Annotated in this window: 25 protein-coding genes; 13 read left to right on the top strand and 12 right to left on the bottom strand. The window is 61.8% G+C overall.

The features are described from left to right. Positions 1 to 208: 208 nt before the first annotated feature. The 7 genes from RAD04_RS22665 (at position 209) to RAD04_RS22635 (ending at position 5565) form a co-directional block, all read left to right on the top strand. Positions 209 to 1156 (top strand): ABC transporter substrate-binding protein, encoded by a 948-nt coding sequence (locus tag RAD04_RS22665; RefSeq protein ID WP_461625534.1) that lies wholly within the window; start codon positions 209 to 211, stop codon positions 1154 to 1156. A gap of 983 nt (positions 1157 to 2139) precedes the next feature. Further along, entirely contained in the window at positions 2140 to 2544 is a 405-nt protein-coding gene (locus RAD04_RS22660; protein WP_461620795.1) for an MAPEG family protein, read from the top strand. Positions 2545 to 2764: 220 nt separating this feature from the next. Continuing rightward, positions 2765 to 3103 carry a hypothetical protein gene (locus tag RAD04_RS22655; RefSeq protein ID WP_461625533.1) on the top strand — a complete coding sequence of 113 codons (339 nt, stop codon included), beginning with the start codon at positions 2765 to 2767 and terminating at the stop codon, positions 3101 to 3103. Positions 3104 to 3241: 138 nt separating this feature from the next. Then, positions 3242 to 3586: a DUF1236 domain-containing protein gene (locus RAD04_RS22650; RefSeq protein ID WP_461625532.1), complete on the top strand. Its 345-nt coding sequence runs from the start codon at positions 3242 to 3244 to the stop codon at positions 3584 to 3586. A gap of 96 nt (positions 3587 to 3682) precedes the next feature. Beyond that, entirely contained in the window at positions 3683 to 4105 is a 423-nt protein-coding gene (locus RAD04_RS22645) for a hypothetical protein (RefSeq protein ID WP_461625531.1), read from the top strand. 394 nt (positions 4106 to 4499) lie between these two features. Next, on the top strand, positions 4500 to 5012 hold the full coding sequence (locus RAD04_RS22640) for a PRC-barrel domain-containing protein (protein ID WP_461625530.1): 513 nt from the start codon (positions 4500 to 4502) through the stop codon (positions 5010 to 5012). A 268-nt stretch (positions 5013 to 5280) separates the two neighbouring features. Next, entirely contained in the window at positions 5281 to 5565 is a 285-nt protein-coding gene (locus RAD04_RS22635) for a hypothetical protein (RefSeq protein ID WP_028142626.1), read from the top strand. Positions 5566 to 5629: 64 nt separating this feature from the next. Here the strand turns inward: RAD04_RS22635 and RAD04_RS22630 are convergent, their stop codons facing one another. The 4 genes from RAD04_RS22630 to RAD04_RS22615 form a co-directional block, all read right to left on the bottom strand. Further along, positions 5630 to 6916, bottom strand: coding sequence for an NRAMP family divalent metal transporter (locus tag RAD04_RS22630; RefSeq protein ID WP_461625529.1), 1287 nt, complete (start codon positions 6914 to 6916; stop codon positions 5630 to 5632). Between the two features lie 252 nt (positions 6917 to 7168). Next, the gene (locus RAD04_RS22625) at positions 7169 to 7354 is read right to left on the bottom strand and encodes a hypothetical protein (RefSeq protein WP_020508701.1); all 186 of its coding nucleotides are present in this window, start codon (positions 7352 to 7354) and stop codon (positions 7169 to 7171) included. Between the two features lie 238 nt (positions 7355 to 7592). After that, positions 7593 to 8219 (bottom strand): hypothetical protein, encoded by a 627-nt coding sequence (locus RAD04_RS22620; protein ID WP_461625528.1) that lies wholly within the window; start codon positions 8217 to 8219, stop codon positions 7593 to 7595. A gap of 26 nt (positions 8220 to 8245) precedes the next feature. Beyond that, positions 8246 to 8566 carry a hypothetical protein gene (locus RAD04_RS22615; protein WP_461625527.1) on the bottom strand — a complete coding sequence of 107 codons (321 nt, stop codon included), beginning with the start codon at positions 8564 to 8566 and terminating at the stop codon, positions 8246 to 8248. A gap of 349 nt (positions 8567 to 8915) precedes the next feature. Between RAD04_RS22615 and RAD04_RS22610 the strand changes: the two genes are divergently transcribed. The 4 genes from RAD04_RS22610 to RAD04_RS22595 all read left to right on the top strand — a co-directional run bounded on the left by RAD04_RS22610 (position 8916) and on the right by RAD04_RS22595 (position 10866). After that, a complete protein-coding gene (locus tag RAD04_RS22610) occupies positions 8916 to 9137 on the top strand; it encodes a hypothetical protein (RefSeq protein WP_461625526.1) in 222 nt (73 codons plus the stop codon). Between the two features lie 343 nt (positions 9138 to 9480). Then, on the top strand, positions 9481 to 9708 hold the full coding sequence (locus tag RAD04_RS22605) for a hypothetical protein (protein ID WP_091965624.1): 228 nt from the start codon (positions 9481 to 9483) through the stop codon (positions 9706 to 9708). A gap of 498 nt (positions 9709 to 10206) precedes the next feature. Continuing rightward, positions 10207 to 10455, top strand: coding sequence for a hypothetical protein (locus RAD04_RS22600; protein ID WP_018319193.1), 249 nt, complete (start codon positions 10207 to 10209; stop codon positions 10453 to 10455). A 141-nt stretch (positions 10456 to 10596) separates the two neighbouring features. Continuing rightward, positions 10597 to 10866 carry a DUF6894 family protein gene (locus tag RAD04_RS22595; RefSeq protein ID WP_461625525.1) on the top strand — a complete coding sequence of 90 codons (270 nt, stop codon included), beginning with the start codon at positions 10597 to 10599 and terminating at the stop codon, positions 10864 to 10866. Here RAD04_RS22595 and RAD04_RS22590 read toward each other — a convergent pair. Both RAD04_RS22590 and RAD04_RS22585 read right to left on the bottom strand, forming a co-directional pair. Then, positions 10860 to 11066 (bottom strand): hypothetical protein, encoded by a 207-nt coding sequence (locus RAD04_RS22590; protein ID WP_461625524.1) that lies wholly within the window; start codon positions 11064 to 11066, stop codon positions 10860 to 10862. The genes RAD04_RS22595 and RAD04_RS22590 overlap by 7 nt on opposite strands. Beyond that, a complete protein-coding gene (locus RAD04_RS22585) occupies positions 11063 to 11263 on the bottom strand; it encodes a hypothetical protein (RefSeq protein WP_028142616.1) in 201 nt (66 codons plus the stop codon). Before RAD04_RS22585 ends, RAD04_RS22590 begins: the two co-directional genes overlap by 4 nt. Before the next feature lie 448 nt (positions 11264 to 11711). Here RAD04_RS22585 and RAD04_RS22580 point away from each other — a divergent pair, with 448 nt between their 5' ends. Next, complete coding sequence (locus RAD04_RS22580) at positions 11712 to 11939, top strand: hypothetical protein (RefSeq protein ID WP_461625523.1); 228 nt, start codon at positions 11712 to 11714, stop codon at positions 11937 to 11939. A gap of 119 nt (positions 11940 to 12058) precedes the next feature. Continuing rightward, positions 12059 to 12265 carry a hypothetical protein gene (locus tag RAD04_RS22575; protein WP_461625522.1) on the top strand — a complete coding sequence of 69 codons (207 nt, stop codon included), beginning with the start codon at positions 12059 to 12061 and terminating at the stop codon, positions 12263 to 12265. A 532-nt stretch (positions 12266 to 12797) separates the two neighbouring features. Here the strand turns inward: RAD04_RS22575 and RAD04_RS22570 are convergent. The 6 genes from RAD04_RS22570 to RAD04_RS22545 all read right to left on the bottom strand — a co-directional run bounded on the left by RAD04_RS22570 (position 12798) and on the right by RAD04_RS22545 (position 15270). Beyond that, a complete protein-coding gene (locus RAD04_RS22570; protein ID WP_461625521.1) occupies positions 12798 to 13010 on the bottom strand; it encodes a hypothetical protein in 213 nt (70 codons plus the stop codon). A gap of 656 nt (positions 13011 to 13666) precedes the next feature. Beyond that, on the bottom strand, positions 13667 to 13849 hold the full coding sequence (locus RAD04_RS22565) for a hypothetical protein (RefSeq protein WP_461625520.1): 183 nt from the start codon (positions 13847 to 13849) through the stop codon (positions 13667 to 13669). Between the two features lie 46 nt (positions 13850 to 13895). Next, positions 13896 to 14054 (bottom strand): hypothetical protein, encoded by a 159-nt coding sequence (locus RAD04_RS22560; RefSeq protein WP_461625519.1) that lies wholly within the window; start codon positions 14052 to 14054, stop codon positions 13896 to 13898. Continuing rightward, positions 14047 to 14238: a hypothetical protein gene (locus RAD04_RS22555; RefSeq protein WP_461625574.1), complete on the bottom strand. Its 192-nt coding sequence runs from the start codon at positions 14236 to 14238 to the stop codon at positions 14047 to 14049. Before RAD04_RS22555 ends, RAD04_RS22560 begins: the two co-directional genes overlap by 8 nt. A gap of 116 nt (positions 14239 to 14354) precedes the next feature. After that, on the bottom strand, positions 14355 to 14720 hold the full coding sequence (locus RAD04_RS22550; protein WP_461625518.1) for a hypothetical protein: 366 nt from the start codon (positions 14718 to 14720) through the stop codon (positions 14355 to 14357). A gap of 85 nt (positions 14721 to 14805) precedes the next feature. Then, the gene (locus tag RAD04_RS22545) at positions 14806 to 15270 is read right to left on the bottom strand and encodes a GNAT family N-acetyltransferase (RefSeq protein WP_461625517.1); all 465 of its coding nucleotides are present in this window, start codon (positions 15268 to 15270) and stop codon (positions 14806 to 14808) included. Positions 15271 to 15384: the final 114 nt, after the last annotated feature.

Genomic DNA, 15384 nt, shown 5'->3' with positions numbered 1-15384 from the left:
GGTGCGAATTGGCTATACCACGCCACGCTTGCGATGTCCGCTGTGGCCGGTAGCGGACGTTCACGGTGGCGCCGCCTGAGGCCCGCTTTTGACCCCTAGCTGACGTCCATCGATGCTTGGTCAAAAGTTCGCTTGTGATCCGGAGCCGACGCCACTCTTCGCCTCCTATGTGCTAGACTGAGACCGGTCAGATGCTCCCGGGGTCCACATGAAGCGGCGCGAGTTCGTCACGCTGATTGCTGGTGCTGCGGCGTTGCCGCTCAAAGCCCGCGCACAGCGGGCTGGTCGGCGGTATCGCGTTGCGGCATTGGGGCCGGTACCGCTCAGCTTCTTCGATGAGCTGGACAGAGCCGGCTTTGTCAGAGGCAGAAACGTTGAGATCGACAGCCGTGGCGAAGGCGTGGCTACCGTGTCTTATGCCAGTGTGGCCGTTGAGCTGGTCGAGGCAAGTCCAGATGTGCTGATGGCGGTCGGGGCCGAAGCAGGTCGTGCAGCACAGAAAGCAACGCAGCGTATTCCGATCGTGGTGATCGCGGACGACTTGCTTGGCAGCAAGCTTGTCGCCTCGATGCCGCATCCCGAAGGCAACACCACTGGTGTTGCCATCTTTGCGTTCCAGCTCGACGCCAAGCGATTGGAGTTGCTGCATGAAGCGCTGCCAGCAATCCGTCGAATAGCTGTTCTCGCCGACCGCCTGCCGATACCAAATATGAGTACTCTCGAAAGCGCTGCTAAGAGGCTCGGCGTCGAGATCGTTCCGTTTGCCGCACGATCCGAGGAAGATATCATCCGTGTGATTGACGCCTTGAAGGTCGAAGAGGTCGGGGCCGTCAACCTGCTGGCCTCGCCGATCCTGGCATCGAAATTCCAGTACCTGATCCGCGATCGGCTGGCCCTCCGCCGCCTGCCCGCAATTCTGCAGTGGCCCGAGCAGGCGGAAGAAGGCGGACTGATGGGATATGGTCCCCGCCTTACCACGGTTTTCGACCAATGCGCGCGTCAGGTCGCAAGACTATTGCGAGGCGCAAAGATAGCCGAGGTGCCTGTTGAGCAGCCGACAAAATTCGAGCTGGTCATCAATCTCAAGACAGCCAAGATGCTAGGTGTCGAAATGCCGCCAATGCTACTCACTCGCGCTGACAGGACGGTCGAGTGAGTTTTCGGTTTCCGCTTCTGGCCCGTAGCGGACCTTCACGGGGATGCTCGCTGAGGGCCGCTTGTGACCCAAACGGGAAGCCCGGCTCGCAATGGTGGGGCGACCTGCTACACTTAATCCTGCCCGAGTGCCGCCGAGAGCTCCTTCATTAGAGGTTTGCGAAGTGCCGACCGATTGGGTTGTCTATTGGATGATGGGATCAGCCGGTTTCTTGCTCGTTGGGATGGCACTTGGGCTCTCGCTCTTCGTCTGGTCCGTGATCCTCGGCAGTACATCTACTCGGATCGGCGTTAGGCCGTTGCTCAGTGGATACGCATGCGGTGCATTCGGCCATTTAGCCAGTAATTTTGTCTGGTCATATAATGAATTCAGCAAGCGCGTTTCGACTGGTCTCCTTGAAGAGACCCAACGTTGGTCAATCGTACCGGGCTGGACCGTCTACGCCTCAGTGCTCACGCTAATTTACCTGTTGCCGCTTGCCACGGTGGTTGGCGTGCCCATCTCGGCCCTGCTGCTCAGGAAGGCTTACATACGTCAGCGTTGCAGTGACGGCTATTATGCTTTGGCTCAGTTTTGCGATCATTGTATGGGCTCTGCCGACTAATGATTGGCAGCGCACACATCGTCTAGCTTCCTTCAAAATGATCGTCACTGACCTCCTGCCGAGCATAGCGCTCACGGCGGTTCCGTTCCTACTCGGCATCTATGTGACGTCACGTTCGGCTCGCCGTCTCACCGTGTGACCCGCCGGGCGTCCGGTGGAGTTCTCCTGCTTCCGGAGTTTGAGAAGACAGTGAGAAGCCCTGTAGGAATGCGTCAGCTAGTGGCCCGTAGCGGGCCATGGTCGAATCCGCCGCGGAGTCTGCTTCCCAAAGGTGACCCGAACGTCGGACAAGTTGCCAATAGCGGCCTTTGACCCAGAGCGGAGATCACTGCTTTCAGCTAATGTAAAGAGAGGGGAGGAATGACCTGGGAGGGGAAAAGTGTCCAATACCGGCTACGCGCTGACAGGTTTCATCTCGTGGGCGCTCTTGCTGCTGGTGCTCATGGAAAGCATCCGAGCTTATCTCGTGGTGACGGGTGATGTGGCAGCCAATGGCTTCACGCCGGATAATTCCGGACTGTCGCCGTTTATGCAGCGCCTCGCCCGTGCTCATGCCAACTGCGTCGAAGGTCTGCCGATCTTTGGCGGTCTATTGGCGATTGCGATCATGACATCAAGGACAGCGATTACGGATCCCTTGGCGCCTTGGTTTCTCGCCGCACGAATCGTGCAGTCGATTATCCATCTCCTTTCGAGCAGTCCTATCGCGGTCAGTCTGCGCTTCACGGCTTTCGCAGTGCAGATGGCGATAGGCGTCTATTGGTCGTGGAAGATGTTGGCCTAAAGACTAGAGCACAAGCTGATATCGTAGATCGGGCAGGAACATTCCCACGCTTGCCAAGTTTTCCCGGTGCCCTTCCCAAAGGGTGACTACGCATGGCCCCAGCTCCCAATCGCCCCCCGAGCTGGGGCCTTTTTCCATCGCGACCGGGTGACGACGCCGCCCGGAACTTTGCCGACATAACACCGTTCCCGATGCGCGGGCGCGAACGTAGGCGGACACCATGAAATGGATGCTTGTGGTCCTCGTCGGTGGCGTCGCCCCCGTCAATACCGATCTCGTATTCGACAAGTTCAGTGACTGCCTGTCCGCCGAAGCGCAAATGCGACAGCACTACGCCGATGCGTTCGATGCCTGGGACCGTGTGGCCGCAGCAAGAATCGACCGGCGTAGCGACTACAGGAAGGCCCGCGATCTCGAGGCGAAAAGACTGCTGAGCAACGTAGGCACCTGTGTGCCACACGGCGGGGGAGATTCTGTTGCGCCGGCGGAGCAGCCCAAGCCGCCCGCCGCACCTTCGCAGCAACCCGCTGCGCCGCCGCAGCCGACACCGCGACCTTAGCGAACGCCGACCGATTGCCTTCAGCCAAATTCCGGCCTGCGAGGTCGCAGCGGATCGGGAAAAAGTGGCAACATCTTGGAACCTTGTCACCAATTCGCGGGTTCTCGCAGCGCCGCGTCCTGCGGTGAGGAGATACCCATGAAGAAGCTGATGCTGACGTGCGCGGCTGCTGCGCTGATCTCGAGCGGCGCGCTGGCGCAGTCGACCGTCGTCACCACCACCGGCACCGGCCATGCCGCCGCCGTGCAGATCGAGCCGGAATACCGCACGAAGATCCGTACCTACGTGACCGAACACAAGGTGCGCTCGGTGCAGATCCGAGAGAAAATCGTGATCGGCCAGCCGGTGCCGCGCGAGGTCGAGCTCGAGGCCGTGCCCGCCGATTGGGGCCCCTCGCTCACCAGGTATCGTTACGTCTACTCGGGCGAACGCGTGATGCTGGTCGATCCGTCGACGCGCACGGTCGTCCAAGAGATCGACTAAGTCCCGGCAGGCGGGTCGCTGAGCAGGCGGCCCGCCTCCCGCAACCACGGCCCCGCCCAATACCTTCCCCCTTATTCTTGCTTGCGAGCGGCTGTCATGCCGATCATTCGATACTTCGCCTTCGTCGGCGGGGTCCTGCTGGCCTTGCTGTTCGCTGCCGACCGGTATTTGCCGGCTCCGGGCGAGCTTGCAGCGACGGCAGATCCTGACAGAACCATCATCCGGATCGCATCGGCAAGGAAGCTACCGGAGAAGATTGTCTTCGATACGCGACCGCGCGCCGATATGCCTGAGATCGCGCAGGCCGATCCGATTCCTGAAGAACCGCGGCAGCAAATGCGTGAAGCCATGGCCGCCATGCCTGCAGCAACGTCCGACCAGATCAAGAAAGAACCGGCCCTCCGCGTCTCCGCAGAGGCCCGTACGCATCCGAAGCGCTCGGCCAAATCATCGAAAAGCGCATCCGAGCGACGGCTTGCCTTCGAGCGGCACGACCCGTCGTCCGGCGGATGGTGGTGAGCGGAAAAGTTCGCAAGTGTTGTAAAGGAAAAGGCCGCGCCCGTTCGGAGCGCGGCCTTTTTTGCAGATGGGAAGAGCGCGAAAGCGATGCCGAAGAACTCGCCAGCTTCGGGATAGCCTACCTGCACCGGCTTCCCCAGGGCGAATGTTGACGGACATGAAGATGCTCGTTGCCCGCGTGGCCCGCGGAAGCACAAGGCCGAGTTGGACGCTGCTGGCGATTTCCTTTCTCGTCTCGGCGGTCATCGTGATCGCCTTGCGCATCATGTTCGGGAGCTAGATCGGACCGCCGGGCTTGGGGCTCCGCTCGCTGAGTGCCAAACCGGGAACAAGTGGAATATCCAGGCGTTGGCGGCCAGGCATCCATGTGGATGCTGACTCACTGGAGGAGACGATGATGAAAACCACTTTCGCCGCAGCTCTGATCAGCAGCGCTCTGATCGGCGGCGCTGCGTTCGCGCAATCCACTCCGCCGGCTGATCGAGCGGCTCCGGCTGCTACCGCACAGCCGGCCGATAAGATGATGCTCAAGGACAATTGGCGCGCCTCGAAGCTCATGGGCCTAGACGTCTATAACGAAGCCAATGAGAAGCTCGGCGACATCAACGAACTGCTCGTCGACAAGAGCGGCAAGATCAACGCGGTGGTGATCGGCATCGGTGGCTTCCTGGGAATGGGCGAGCACGACATCGCCGTCTCGATGGACAAGCTGAAGTTCGTGGAAGAGCCCGTGCGGACCAGCTCGACCAGCACTTCGACGACGTCGCGCGAGACGACCACCGGCGCGGCTTCGACCAACGCCACGACCCGCAACACCAATGATTGGGTCCCCGATCACGCCGTCATGAGCGGAAACAAGGAGCAGCTGAAGGCTCTCCCGCAGTTCAAATATTCGGACTACAACTGACAGGACGCAACGTTCTCGAGATCGAGGGCCTCCATCTGGAGGCCCTTTTCATGCCGACCCACACCGGAGCCGCTTGCAGCGGCGCTTCACACTCAGCCACGTGTATTGAAGTTATACACTCGGTTCGGCAATGCGGTGCCGGGCCGGGTCGATTTCCCGACCGCAGATCGTGGCCTCTGCACGCTGGAACCGCCCGCCCGAAGGATGTAGGGAACCGGGAGGGACGCCATTGAATTAACCCTGCATGAGGACAACAGCGGATCTTTCGATGACAAACACTCGTTTCGCGAGCTCCATCTCTGCCGCCCTCCGCCATCCCGGTGTGATCGCGCTGATCGTGGCTGGCGTGACGATTGCGGCAATGCTGATTGTCGATCACGGCCCCTGGAGCCGCGCCAAGACCCAGCCGGCCCATATTGCGATGTATGCGACTACGGGAGAAGCGGCACGGGCCGCCGGTGCCGCGGTGCTCCCGACCAACCCGAAATCACCGATCGAGCCGTCACGGCCGGGACCCAAGACGTCGCCGACCGTCAACCCCGTGACGCCGTAGCTTCGCTGCTCAGGATGAGTGGAGCCGCCTCGCAGATCTCGGCGGCGTTGTCGCCGCTCTGACCTCAGCCGATCACCGACGAGCCGAGCAAAGCGAGGACGGCCAGCGCCATCAGCGCGGTGCCGAGCCAGCCCAGCGCGATCAGCCATGACCGGGCCCTGAAGCGGCCCATGATCGCGCGGCTCGAGACGATCAGCATCATCATCGCCATGATGGGCACGGCGACGATGCCGTTCAGCACCGCGCTCCACACCAGCATGTGGATGGAGTCGATGCCCGTGAAGCCGAGGCCGAAGCCGATGATGGTTGCCGCGGCGATGATGGTGTAGAAGCCGGCGGCTTCGTCGGGCTTGGCCTCCAGCGTGGCACGCCAGCCGAAGATCTCCGCGACGCCGTAGGCGGCCGAGCCTGCCAGCACCGGGATCGCGAGCAGGCCCGTGCCGATGATGCCGATCGCAAACAGCGCGAAGGTGAAATCGCCGGCCAGCGGCCGCAGCGCTTCGGCCGCCTCCGTCGCCGAATTGATCTTGGTGACGCCGTTGGCGTGCAGGACCGATGCGGTGGTGAGAATGATGAAGAAGGCGATGCCATTGGACAGCAGCATGCCGGAGATGGTGTCCGTCTTGATGCGATCGAGCTCGTGGGTGCCGCCGCGCTTGAGCTCGCGAAGCGGCTTGTCGCGCTCGCCCTGATTCATCTCCTCGACCTCCTGCGAGGCCTGCCAGAAGAACAGATAGGGGCTGATGGTGGTGCCGAGCACGGCGACGACCATCAGAAAATAATCGCCGGTGACGTTCGCCTCGGGCCAGACCGCGGCGAGCAGCGCCGTGCTCCACGGGATCTTGACGGTGAAGGCGGTCGCGACATAGGCGAACAGCGCCAGGGTGAGGAATTTCAGCACCGGCGAATAGCGGCGATAGGGCAGGAATACCTGGAGCAGGGTCGAGCCCGCCGCGAAGATCAGCGCGTGCTCGTGGTTGAGGCCGCCGATGACCAGCGAAAGCGCCTCGGCCATCGCGGCGATGTCGGCGGCGATGTTGAACGTGTTGGCGGCAACGAGCATGGCGACCAGGCTCAGCACCGCCCAACGTGGCGCGAGCTTCATGACGTTGGCGGCAAGCCCCTTGCCGGTGACCCGGCCGATCTGCGCGCTGACGAGCTGGATGGCGATCATGAACGGCGTGGTCAGAAACACCGTCCAGAGCAGCCCGTAGCCGAATTGCGCGCCGGCTTGCGAGTAGGTGGCGATGCCCGAGGGATCGTCGTCGGCAGCTCCGGTGATGAGGCCCGGCCCCAGCCTTTGCAGCAGCGTCGGCGCGGATTTCGTCGGCGTGACAGCGCTGTCGCTCATGAAAGGAGACCTCATCGGGGCAGATGCTTTCACAGCAAATGCTAATCGGAGAACGAAAGTTCCTCGCCGCGCGGGCGCCCTATCGATTTCTGATAATGCTAAATCGACTTGACTGTCGGGCAAAACAGGTATAGATTGCCATCATCGCAAAAATTCCCGCAGTCCAAATTCTCGCAAGCTCAAGTCAGTCCGCGAGGCTGCTTGCCCCGGCGGCGGGCCTTTGAACGTTGGGGATGAAGGACGTCGGCCGCGCTACTTCACGCTGACGAACATGCCCCAGGCCGCGGCCAGCGCCGCGCCGGAAAAGACGATCAGCGGGTTATCGCAGAATGCGCCGCCATAGCTGCACATGGTGACGCCGAACGAGCCGATCTCGTGATGGCTCGCGGAGTAGAACAGTCCCGACAGCACCAGCAATGCAGCGGCGACGTAGTACATGGCAATCTCTCCGACGCTTTCCCGATTGCATTCGCGCAAGCACATGTCCCAGCATGGCGCGAAGAGATTGCATTTCGCCAAATCCGCTTTGCTGCATTTGAGTTAAAGTTTGATCTGTCGGGCAAAGCATCCGCAGGATGAGAGAATCGGGACGTGGTGGCCCTGCGCTGATAGCCACTTTCCTCATCAAAAAAGGCCCCGCGTCGCGGGGCCTTTGTCGTGGTGGGTGTGGGATGGCCTATCGCCGCGTGCCCACGCCGTAGAGCTCGCGCTCGCGGCCGATGTCCTCGGGAGACAAGGGCGGGCTTGCGGCATCGAAGTCGGTCCAGCCGGCTTTCTGCCAGGCCGCGCTGCGATCCTGCAGGTTCACGGACTTCTCGTGGAGAAGCGCATCGAGGCGTGAGCGGTCCTGGTCGGGCACCCTGGCCGACACCAGCGTGCCGCCGCGGCGAATGCCCTCGGCATAACGCGAGGCATCTTCCCTGGAGACGCCGGCCTGCGTCAGGGCGCCGACGATGCCGCCCGTGGCCGCGCCGGCAGCCGCGCCGACGGCGGTCGAGGCGAGCCAGCCTGCCGCGACGACCGGCCCGAGGCCGGGGATCGCCAGCAGGCCGAGCCCGGCGAGCAGGCCGGCTGCGCCGCCGAGGCCGGCGCCGATGCCGGCTCCGGTCCCGGCGCCTTCAGCGCGATCGTCGACGCCGTCGCGATCGCGGTCGACCTTGCCGGACCGCGAGCCGTACCAATTGTCCGAATTGTTGGCGACGATGCTGATATCGGAATGCGGCACGCCGGCGCCTTCGAGCCGGGTCACGGCACGTTCGGCATCGGAGTAATTGTCGTAAAGACGTGAGATGGTGACGGTCATTGTGAGATCTCCTCGCGATTTGCTTGTTACTTGGTGGGGTTCACGTTGCCCTGGAAGTCGACGCTGACGTCGCTCTTGCTGCCGGCCTTGTCGGCCTTGCCGCGCCAGACGCCCTCGTTGTCCTTGTGCAGGCCGGAGACGTTGGAATAACCGGCATCCTCGATCCGCGATTTGGCCTGCCCCTCGGTGAAGCTGTTGCGGCCGGCGACCGGCTTGTTCGAGTTGTTCTGGTCCGAGCTGTTCACGGCGTTGTTGCCCGGTCCGCTCTGGGCAGGCTGCGATTGCGCGCTAGCGGGCACCGCTCCGAGCAGCAGAATGGTCGTGGCAAGTAGAGTAAGTCGTCGCATTTTTTTGTCCTCCGGCAGGTGAATGTGCCGGCGACAACAAGTGAGATTCGAATTGGTTGCTTACGTTTGCAGATGCCGAGTGCCGCAGTCTGCCTCGCGCGAAACGCGCGTTTGCATCGAACCAGTTTAGGAACGTCTGCCGGTTTGTCCCGTTTATGCGCACCCTGCGGATGCCGTTGGCAGATTTATTTCAGCCGCCGCATCAATTGATACGGCACGAAGGCGTGAGGGGCGGATGATAGCCGGCGCGCGCGTTGAGTTGGCGCGCTGACGGCCCCGGCATTTTCGCTCCCCGAAACCTCAACTGCGCCGGTCCATTGTCGCGCCGGAAATCGAGGCGGCTCCCATCATGCAATCTGGCTACCCGCTGTTGATGAAATGGACTGCGCAAGACCACGAGCGATTGAAGGCATTGGCGGAAGCAGGCCGGCGGCCGGACGAAATTGCAGGTGAGCTCAATCGAAGCGAAGCGGCGGTGAGAGTGCGTGCCTGGCAGCACGGCATCGCCTTGCGGCTTGTCATTCAGAGGCGCAAGCCGCTGAAAACGGCTAATTCGAAGGCCCGCATGTGAGCGAGGCGGAAAGCGGCCGCGTCACTTCGACGATTGTGCGTCGGCTTGCGTCCTGGCGGGCTCCCAGGGTGCGGGAAGGATGACGCGGATCGGACGAGCCTCAGCGGAGCCTTGACCAGCAGGCCGGGCTTGCTCCCTGGCAGGTTCGGCCAGAGCCACGGACAAGAGTGCAATCAGCATCGCCAGCGAGGTCGTCACAAGTCTCACATCCAGCATCGAAGCCTCCAGTTTCCGCGTCAACGCAGGCAGCGGGACTTGGTTCGGGCGAGATCGGGAACAAGTGGTAATTTTGTATGTTTGAAGAAGACAGGTCCGGATGACCGGACTGCTGGAGGAGGACACGATGAACATCAAGACCATCATTGCCGCAGCCGTGTTGACGTCATTTGCGGCTCCCGCATTCGCGCAGTCGTTCTACGTGGTGCAGGACGTCAAGACCAAGAAGTGCACCATCACCGAGGCGAAGCCGACGACCACGGAAACGACCGTCGTCAGCGGTGACACCGTGTACAAGACCAGGACTGAAGCCGAGGCCGGCATGAAGACCGTCAAGGTCTGCACGTCGAACTGAGGAGTAAGGACAGATGCCTGTACTTTTGCTTTGGGCCGTCCCGGCCGTGATCGTGATCGGTGGCGGCGTTTATCTGATTGGCCATATGCACTGAGAATGGACGCCGCGGGTGCCTGGCGCACCCACGGCCCACCTTGCTGGGGTTGCGCAAGCGTCAAGCAGAAGCCCGCGTGGAGCGATCCGCGCGGGCTTTTTGTAGGTGATGCCTCGTCCGCTTGCCGCGCAGATGAGCTCGCGGTGACCATGTTCAATTGTGGACACAAGCAGGCGGCACCCCGAGCCGCCCGTCCGACGAAACACGGCTGAAACATTGCTGAAACCAGATCGTCCTGAACTCCGCGCCCGCTCGTCCCGACCAACGGAGCGAAGAGGAGAGACAATCATGATCCATCGGTTCGAAGGAAGAAGTCGCGTTCCTGCTGGCGCTGTTCGGCACCCACACCCAGCCGGTGCAGCGGCCGAAGCCGAAATCGCAGCAAAGGTAAAGAGGCTGAACCCATGCCAGGTTTGGCCGAATGCCAGAGCCTGCTCAGGCTCCTGATCGCCAGGGGCGATCCCAAGGCCATCCCGCTCGCCAAAGGCGCCATCGATCAGTATCTGAACACGGCGCCGCTCAGCGCCCGCGGGCGCGGCCTGCGCGTGCTCCAGCGCGACGCACTCGACCAGCACGATGTGGCGGTCGGCGTGCAGCGCTCGTTCGCCGAGACGGTGGATGCCTATATCGAGCACAAACTGGCGGAGGAGTAGGGGACTGCGCAAGCAGGCACAGTCCCGGTCCTGCCGGATCGACTTCGGCGGCGTTCCCGGAACCCATTGATCCCAAGCGAATTTCTCGTCGCATTGAAACCTTTGCCCGTCCCGGACCTATTAGGACAAAGGGATGCAACGATGCCGCGTTACTACTTCGACCTTCGTGACCACCAGGGAATTGCGCTCGACGAGGAAGGGCTGGAATTGGCCAGCCCGCGCGCCGTTCGGGCCGAGGCCGCCAAGTCGCTTGCCGACATGGCGCGCGATGCCGTCCTCTCCGCGCCGCCCACGGGCGGCAGGCAGACGATGGCGATCGACGTTCGCGACGCCAGCGGTCCCGTCATGCAGCTGACATTCTGGTTCGAGATCGAGACGCCGAGCTCGCGATCGCAATCAGGCGATCATTGACGCGTCAACGCGCCCGGCGGCGACTGCTCGGGATCCAGCACGGCGATCTTCCGGCCAAGCTGCCACACCTCGACCTTGCCATGGCGGGTGTACTGTCGTGCGAAGCTGAGAGCGGAGGAATCCGACGGGGCCTCGAACGCTTCGGCGGAGCGGAAGACGCCGTTCTCGCCGATGAGGTAAGCGCGATATTGCTGCATCATGTCGGTGCCCTCAGGCCGGGGGAGCGCAGCCAGGCCTCGATCTGCATGGCCGTCTCGTCCTGCCGCGCCCGGCGCAACAGCATCTCGCGACGTCGTCCCGGCGAGAGCGCGCGTGCTTCCTCGCGACAGCGCGTGGCTTCGTCGGCGAGTCTTTCGGTGAGAGTTTTGGTCTGTTTGAAACGACGCCGCGTCAGCATGGCGCTTCTCCTGTTCGAGGAGGCGGGAGCGCAAACGGCGTTCTCATCACCGATAAATGCCACGAGCCTTGCGGTGATGCTTAACCGTACGCCGCCAGCGGTGCCGAGTCTGTATCATTTGGTATGTCCGTAAATTAAATTTTCGAGTGCAAAATCAGCCCTTTGAGCCACTTACTCAATTTGAGTGCGACACGAGAGTTAAGTTCACTTTTGGACCAAAGCCACCTCTGGTCGTTTGCAGGACATCACCGGCCAAACATCACCGCGCCTCCGAAAGAGCGGAAGCCGGACGCGGATGCCGGCTGATGCGTGGGTGCTGGCCGAATCCGGTCACTGATGCCCGCTTCTGTTTGCACTGCGGGATCTCCCCCCGAGTATCCCAAGCTGAATTTAGCTGTGTCCTATTTGGATTTTCGGGCGCCATAATGGGTCCGGAGCTGAGCCCCAAATGACCATCGACCGCCTGTTACAGAACTCTCCGTTGGGCCCGGAGGAAATAACGATATTGACGGACGCCTATGAGCGCACTTTGCACGCGCTTTGTCTGGTTGACCGCAACGACCCAATCGCGGACCTGATCGCAAAAAAGATCATAGAACTGGAGCAGCGCGGCGTTCGCGAGGCGAAGCAGTTGTCGGCACTGGCCATTCAAGAGCTTGGCGTAAGTCCGCCATAGTTGGCCGCCGGAGCTAATTTGAATCCAACTTTGGAACCGACAGCAGTGTATCTGCATATTAGGATATTAGATCGGCAGTCCCGTTGACGGATTAGGAACCCGTATTCGGAGGTTGAGCGATGAGTGAGCGGCGTCGGTTCAAACAGACAACCACCCTGGAGGTCCGTCTTGCCGAACAAGCGACTCGCCTACGTGCTAAAGCCGCATTGCTTCCACCTGGGGCGGCTCGCGAGGAACTGCTACGAAAGGCCCGACAGGCCGAGACCGGCTCGCACATGAGCGAATGGCTACGGTCGCCCGGCTTGCAGCCGCCGAAGCAGTTTTGATTTTTCCTCAATGGTCGCCGAAGCGTGGCGTCCGCGCGCCGGCTCAGGCGCGAAGCGCAAGCTGCAGGATTTTGGTTGAGGGCGCTCGCCTGGTCATCGGCGAACGCCTCGCCGTTGACGAGGCCGCGCTTGCGGTGCAGTGCCAAGCAGCGCGGAACGCTTTGCCAATTGCCAGGTTTTCCCGATGCCCTTCCCCAAGGGCTTACCCCGCTGGCCCCAGTTCCACCGCCCCGTTGCCAAAGGAGCTGGGGCCTTTTTTCGCGCCTCGACCCAACCAGACCACTGGGAAATTCGAACCAGCGCTAGGGTTCGAAACGCGCCGGCGCGGGCGCCTGATTTAGCCACAGGACGGCGAGCACCCCGACGATGGCCAAACCAGCCTATGTGTGCGTTCAGGATTGCCCTCGGAATAGCAGAAGTGCCGCAACCAGTATCACTAGCCATACCAGCGAAACGATAAAGGTGCGAATTGCTGATCCATATCGCGGCGCCTGGGCGGCATCGCGTCTTGTTCCGGAGGTCGCGCGTCCGCTCAGCGGCCGTTATCGTCCTTCCCGTTGGGGGTGCCATCGTTGCCGCCGTTGCCCCAGCCATTGTTGCCGCTGACCGGCCTTCCACCAGATTGCGCAATTGCATTGGAGGTGAGGGAGGTCGAGAGCAACAGTGTGATGGTCGGCGGTGTCACGGCGGCGAACTTTCCACACGTCTTGAGAAATTCGCGGCGGTCGTCGTCTTGATCTGGCATGGCAAAGTCCTCCCGGATGCAGCAAAAGGAATTAACGCTTTAAATAGAATTAAATCAAATTAAAAATATCAAGTGGGAGCAGCGCGCCGAGTTCCATTTCCTCCCGGTTTTTTCCGAGGCGGCATCTTCCACGCATTCGGTCACCACGCCTCCGCGCGAGAGCGGTACGCTTCAGCGAGCCTGCGGCAATCGGCAGCGTCAAGAACTTCGCTGCTCTATTCAGGGCGCTCACCTTCAATCCCGTCAGGCGAGGAGTTGCTTAAGTCCATCTTCAATCGTTCGCAGATCATCGTGAAGAGCACGGCGGGCGTCGTGGTTCGGCGAGTTATGGAGGTCATCAAGCAGCTTGCGCCGGAGTTCTCTCATCTGCTCGAGCGCTCGCCGATTCTTCAAGCGCACGTAGATGGACACGAGCGATTTGAGGGAAGTTCGCACTGTAGCGGCTCCAAAGGGCAGGCGCCCTTTAGGCCAACACCGCTGGACGGTCGACTGTTCCTGTCGCTGGCCTGGCGTGCCTCGCAGCGGACACAGAAAGAACCTCTCTGTCCGCTCCCTCAGGAGCGTCACAACTTCTGCCGCAGCTTCATGATGATCTCGCGGAGGTCTGCGGCGTACTCTTCGATGGCGCGCCGCGCCTCGTCCAGGCGCGATGTCAGTTAGCTCGCCAGTTCGGACGGACTCGGGGCCGGCAGCCCATAATCCTTTGCCCGTTTGGCGGCCAGCTTCCGATACGCCAGCGCCTGTGCAAGCAGTTGATCTTTGAAGCCCGCATCGCGTTCGGTCGCTGCCAAACGTTCAAGCTGAACAGCTCGCTCCAGATATTCGACCAGAAGCTTCATCGCGCCCTCCACGGGCTGGACTAACCTGTCGAGCGTCGCCTCGTTCCTATTCCGGAATCCCGCGGTCAGCCTGGACGTTCCCGCGGTAACGGCCCTTCAGTGCCATCCGCCTTCGTTCGCGCGCGGCTTTGAGCTCGAAGAGGGCGACAATCGCCACCAGCAGCGCGCCGCCGGAGGCAAGCAACAATAGGATCATCTCAAGCACCGCGGGCGAGCCTCTTGGCTTCGTCCTCCATGGCCTTTTCGACCTCCGCTGCGAGAGTGTCGAGGTGCTCTGCCAATCGATTGAACAGCTCTCGCTTGTGCGGCTCGGTGGCAAGATCCCGAATGAGCGCGCATTCGGCGGCGTCGGTCCGTAGCTTTTCCGCCTGCGCTTTAAAGTCCTTCATGATGGGCTCTGTTTTTTGTTTTTCTGCCCGAGGATTGCATGTTTTCCCCGATCTTGCCAGTCGTCGGCCAGGCAGGTCGTTTACCCCCGCAGGGGCTGCCGTCATTCCCTTCAGGTCTAGAAATCAGGGGCATGTCGCTGTTGCCGCGAAGGGAGCTGACGATGCGGGTTGTCAGACGTTCGGGAAATTGTGGCATCGGTCGGAACATCCGAGAAGTTGGCTGAGTTAGAAATCATGCCGCGTGCTTCTGCTCTGCAGACATGCAATCGCAACACACTCGCGCCGAAGTCGTGATGGACCAGACTGCAGTATTTGACGAGCTGAGGCGGATCGAGAGCGATGTGGTCGAAGGTGAACGGCGGCTTGCCGAGCAAGAGGCTCTGATTGTTGATTTGAAGCGCCAAGGCCAGGACACAGCCAAAGCCGAAGCCGAACTTGAACGGATGCGCCAAGATCAGCGACGTCGCGATCAGGATCGACAACGTCTCCTCTCGCGGCTGCAACCCTGAACGTCTTCGAGAAGGAAACTTCGCCGGCCACTCCCTGGCGCGGCGTCCGCGCGCCGGCTCAGGCGCGAAGCGCAAGGTGCAGGAATTGGTTGAAGGCGCTGGCCTCGTAGTCGGCGAACGCCTCGCCGTTGACGAAGCCGCGCTTGCGGTACAGCGCCAGCGCCGGCTCGAACGCCGGGCCGCTTCCGGTCTCCAGGCTCAGCCGGGTCAGCCCGCGCGCCCTGGCCTCGCGCACGATGTGGTCCAGCAGCAGCGCCGCGACGCCGCGGCGCAAATGATCGGGGTGGGTCCGCATCGACTTCACCTCGGCGCCGCCGTCCTCCAGCTCCTTCAGCGCGCCGATGCCGACGACGTCGTCGCCCTCGCGCACCGACCACACGGTGACCCCGGGCACCTGCAGCCCCGACAGGTCGAGCGCGAACACGTGGCCCGGCGGCGAGTTCGCATGCATGCCGGCGAGATGCAGCGCGAGCAGGCGGCGGGTTGGTTCAGAGGTGAGATCGTCGGGGTGGATTGAGAACATGGGGGACCGTTTGGGAGCTGTGTCGGCACTCGGACTGCGGCCGCATAATATGACGCAAAGAAACGCTGGTTGACAACGTTCCCGTTTTGTTCTAGACTGGGAAACACTTCAACT

It is taken from the genome of Bradyrhizobium sp. 25ACV, from assembly GCF_054863005.1.
The sequence above is the reverse complement of the archived record's forward strand: the minus strand, read 5'-3'. Positions and strand labels throughout refer to the sequence as shown.

Excerpts from the sequence above, each read along its gene's own strand:
- RAD04_RS22665 (WP_461625534.1), top strand. The coding sequence starts at position 209 with ATGAAGCGGCGCGAGTTCGTCACGCTGATTGCTGGTGCTGCGGCGTTG.
- RAD04_RS22655 (WP_461625533.1), top strand. The coding sequence starts at position 2,765 with ATGAAATGGATGCTTGTGGTCCTCGTCGGTGGCGTCGCCCCCGTCAAT.
- RAD04_RS22650 (WP_461625532.1), top strand. The coding sequence starts at position 3,242 with ATGAAGAAGCTGATGCTGACGTGCGCGGCTGCTGCGCTGATCTCGAGC.
- RAD04_RS22645 (WP_461625531.1), top strand. The coding sequence starts at position 3,683 with ATGCCGATCATTCGATACTTCGCCTTCGTCGGCGGGGTCCTGCTGGCC.
- RAD04_RS22640 (WP_461625530.1), top strand. The coding sequence starts at position 4,500 with ATGATGAAAACCACTTTCGCCGCAGCTCTGATCAGCAGCGCTCTGATC.
- RAD04_RS22635 (WP_028142626.1), top strand. The coding sequence starts at position 5,281 with ATGACAAACACTCGTTTCGCGAGCTCCATCTCTGCCGCCCTCCGCCAT.
- RAD04_RS22630 (WP_461625529.1), bottom strand. The coding sequence starts at position 6,916 with ATGAGCGACAGCGCTGTCACGCCGACGAAATCCGCGCCGACGCTGCTG.
- RAD04_RS22625 (WP_020508701.1), bottom strand. The coding sequence starts at position 7,354 with ATGTACTACGTCGCCGCTGCATTGCTGGTGCTGTCGGGACTGTTCTAC.
- RAD04_RS22620 (WP_461625528.1), bottom strand. The coding sequence starts at position 8,219 with ATGACCGTCACCATCTCACGTCTTTACGACAATTACTCCGATGCCGAA.
- RAD04_RS22615 (WP_461625527.1), bottom strand. The coding sequence starts at position 8,566 with ATGCGACGACTTACTCTACTTGCCACGACCATTCTGCTGCTCGGAGCG.
- RAD04_RS22610 (WP_461625526.1), top strand. The coding sequence starts at position 8,916 with ATGCAATCTGGCTACCCGCTGTTGATGAAATGGACTGCGCAAGACCAC.
- RAD04_RS22605 (WP_091965624.1), top strand. The coding sequence starts at position 9,481 with ATGAACATCAAGACCATCATTGCCGCAGCCGTGTTGACGTCATTTGCG.
- RAD04_RS22600 (WP_018319193.1), top strand. The coding sequence starts at position 10,207 with ATGCCAGGTTTGGCCGAATGCCAGAGCCTGCTCAGGCTCCTGATCGCC.
- RAD04_RS22595 (WP_461625525.1), top strand. The coding sequence starts at position 10,597 with ATGCCGCGTTACTACTTCGACCTTCGTGACCACCAGGGAATTGCGCTC.
- RAD04_RS22590 (WP_461625524.1), bottom strand. The coding sequence starts at position 11,066 with ATGATGCAGCAATATCGCGCTTACCTCATCGGCGAGAACGGCGTCTTC.
- RAD04_RS22585 (WP_028142616.1), bottom strand. The coding sequence starts at position 11,263 with ATGCTGACGCGGCGTCGTTTCAAACAGACCAAAACTCTCACCGAAAGA.
- RAD04_RS22580 (WP_461625523.1), top strand. The coding sequence starts at position 11,712 with ATGACCATCGACCGCCTGTTACAGAACTCTCCGTTGGGCCCGGAGGAA.
- RAD04_RS22575 (WP_461625522.1), top strand. The coding sequence starts at position 12,059 with ATGAGTGAGCGGCGTCGGTTCAAACAGACAACCACCCTGGAGGTCCGT.
- RAD04_RS22570 (WP_461625521.1), bottom strand. The coding sequence starts at position 13,010 with ATGCCAGATCAAGACGACGACCGCCGCGAATTTCTCAAGACGTGTGGA.
- RAD04_RS22565 (WP_461625520.1), bottom strand. The coding sequence starts at position 13,849 with ATGAAGCTTCTGGTCGAATATCTGGAGCGAGCTGTTCAGCTTGAACGT.
- RAD04_RS22555 (WP_461625574.1), bottom strand. The coding sequence starts at position 14,238 with ATGAAGGACTTTAAAGCGCAGGCGGAAAAGCTACGGACCGACGCCGCC.
- RAD04_RS22545 (WP_461625517.1), bottom strand. The coding sequence starts at position 15,270 with ATGTTCTCAATCCACCCCGACGATCTCACCTCTGAACCAACCCGCCGC.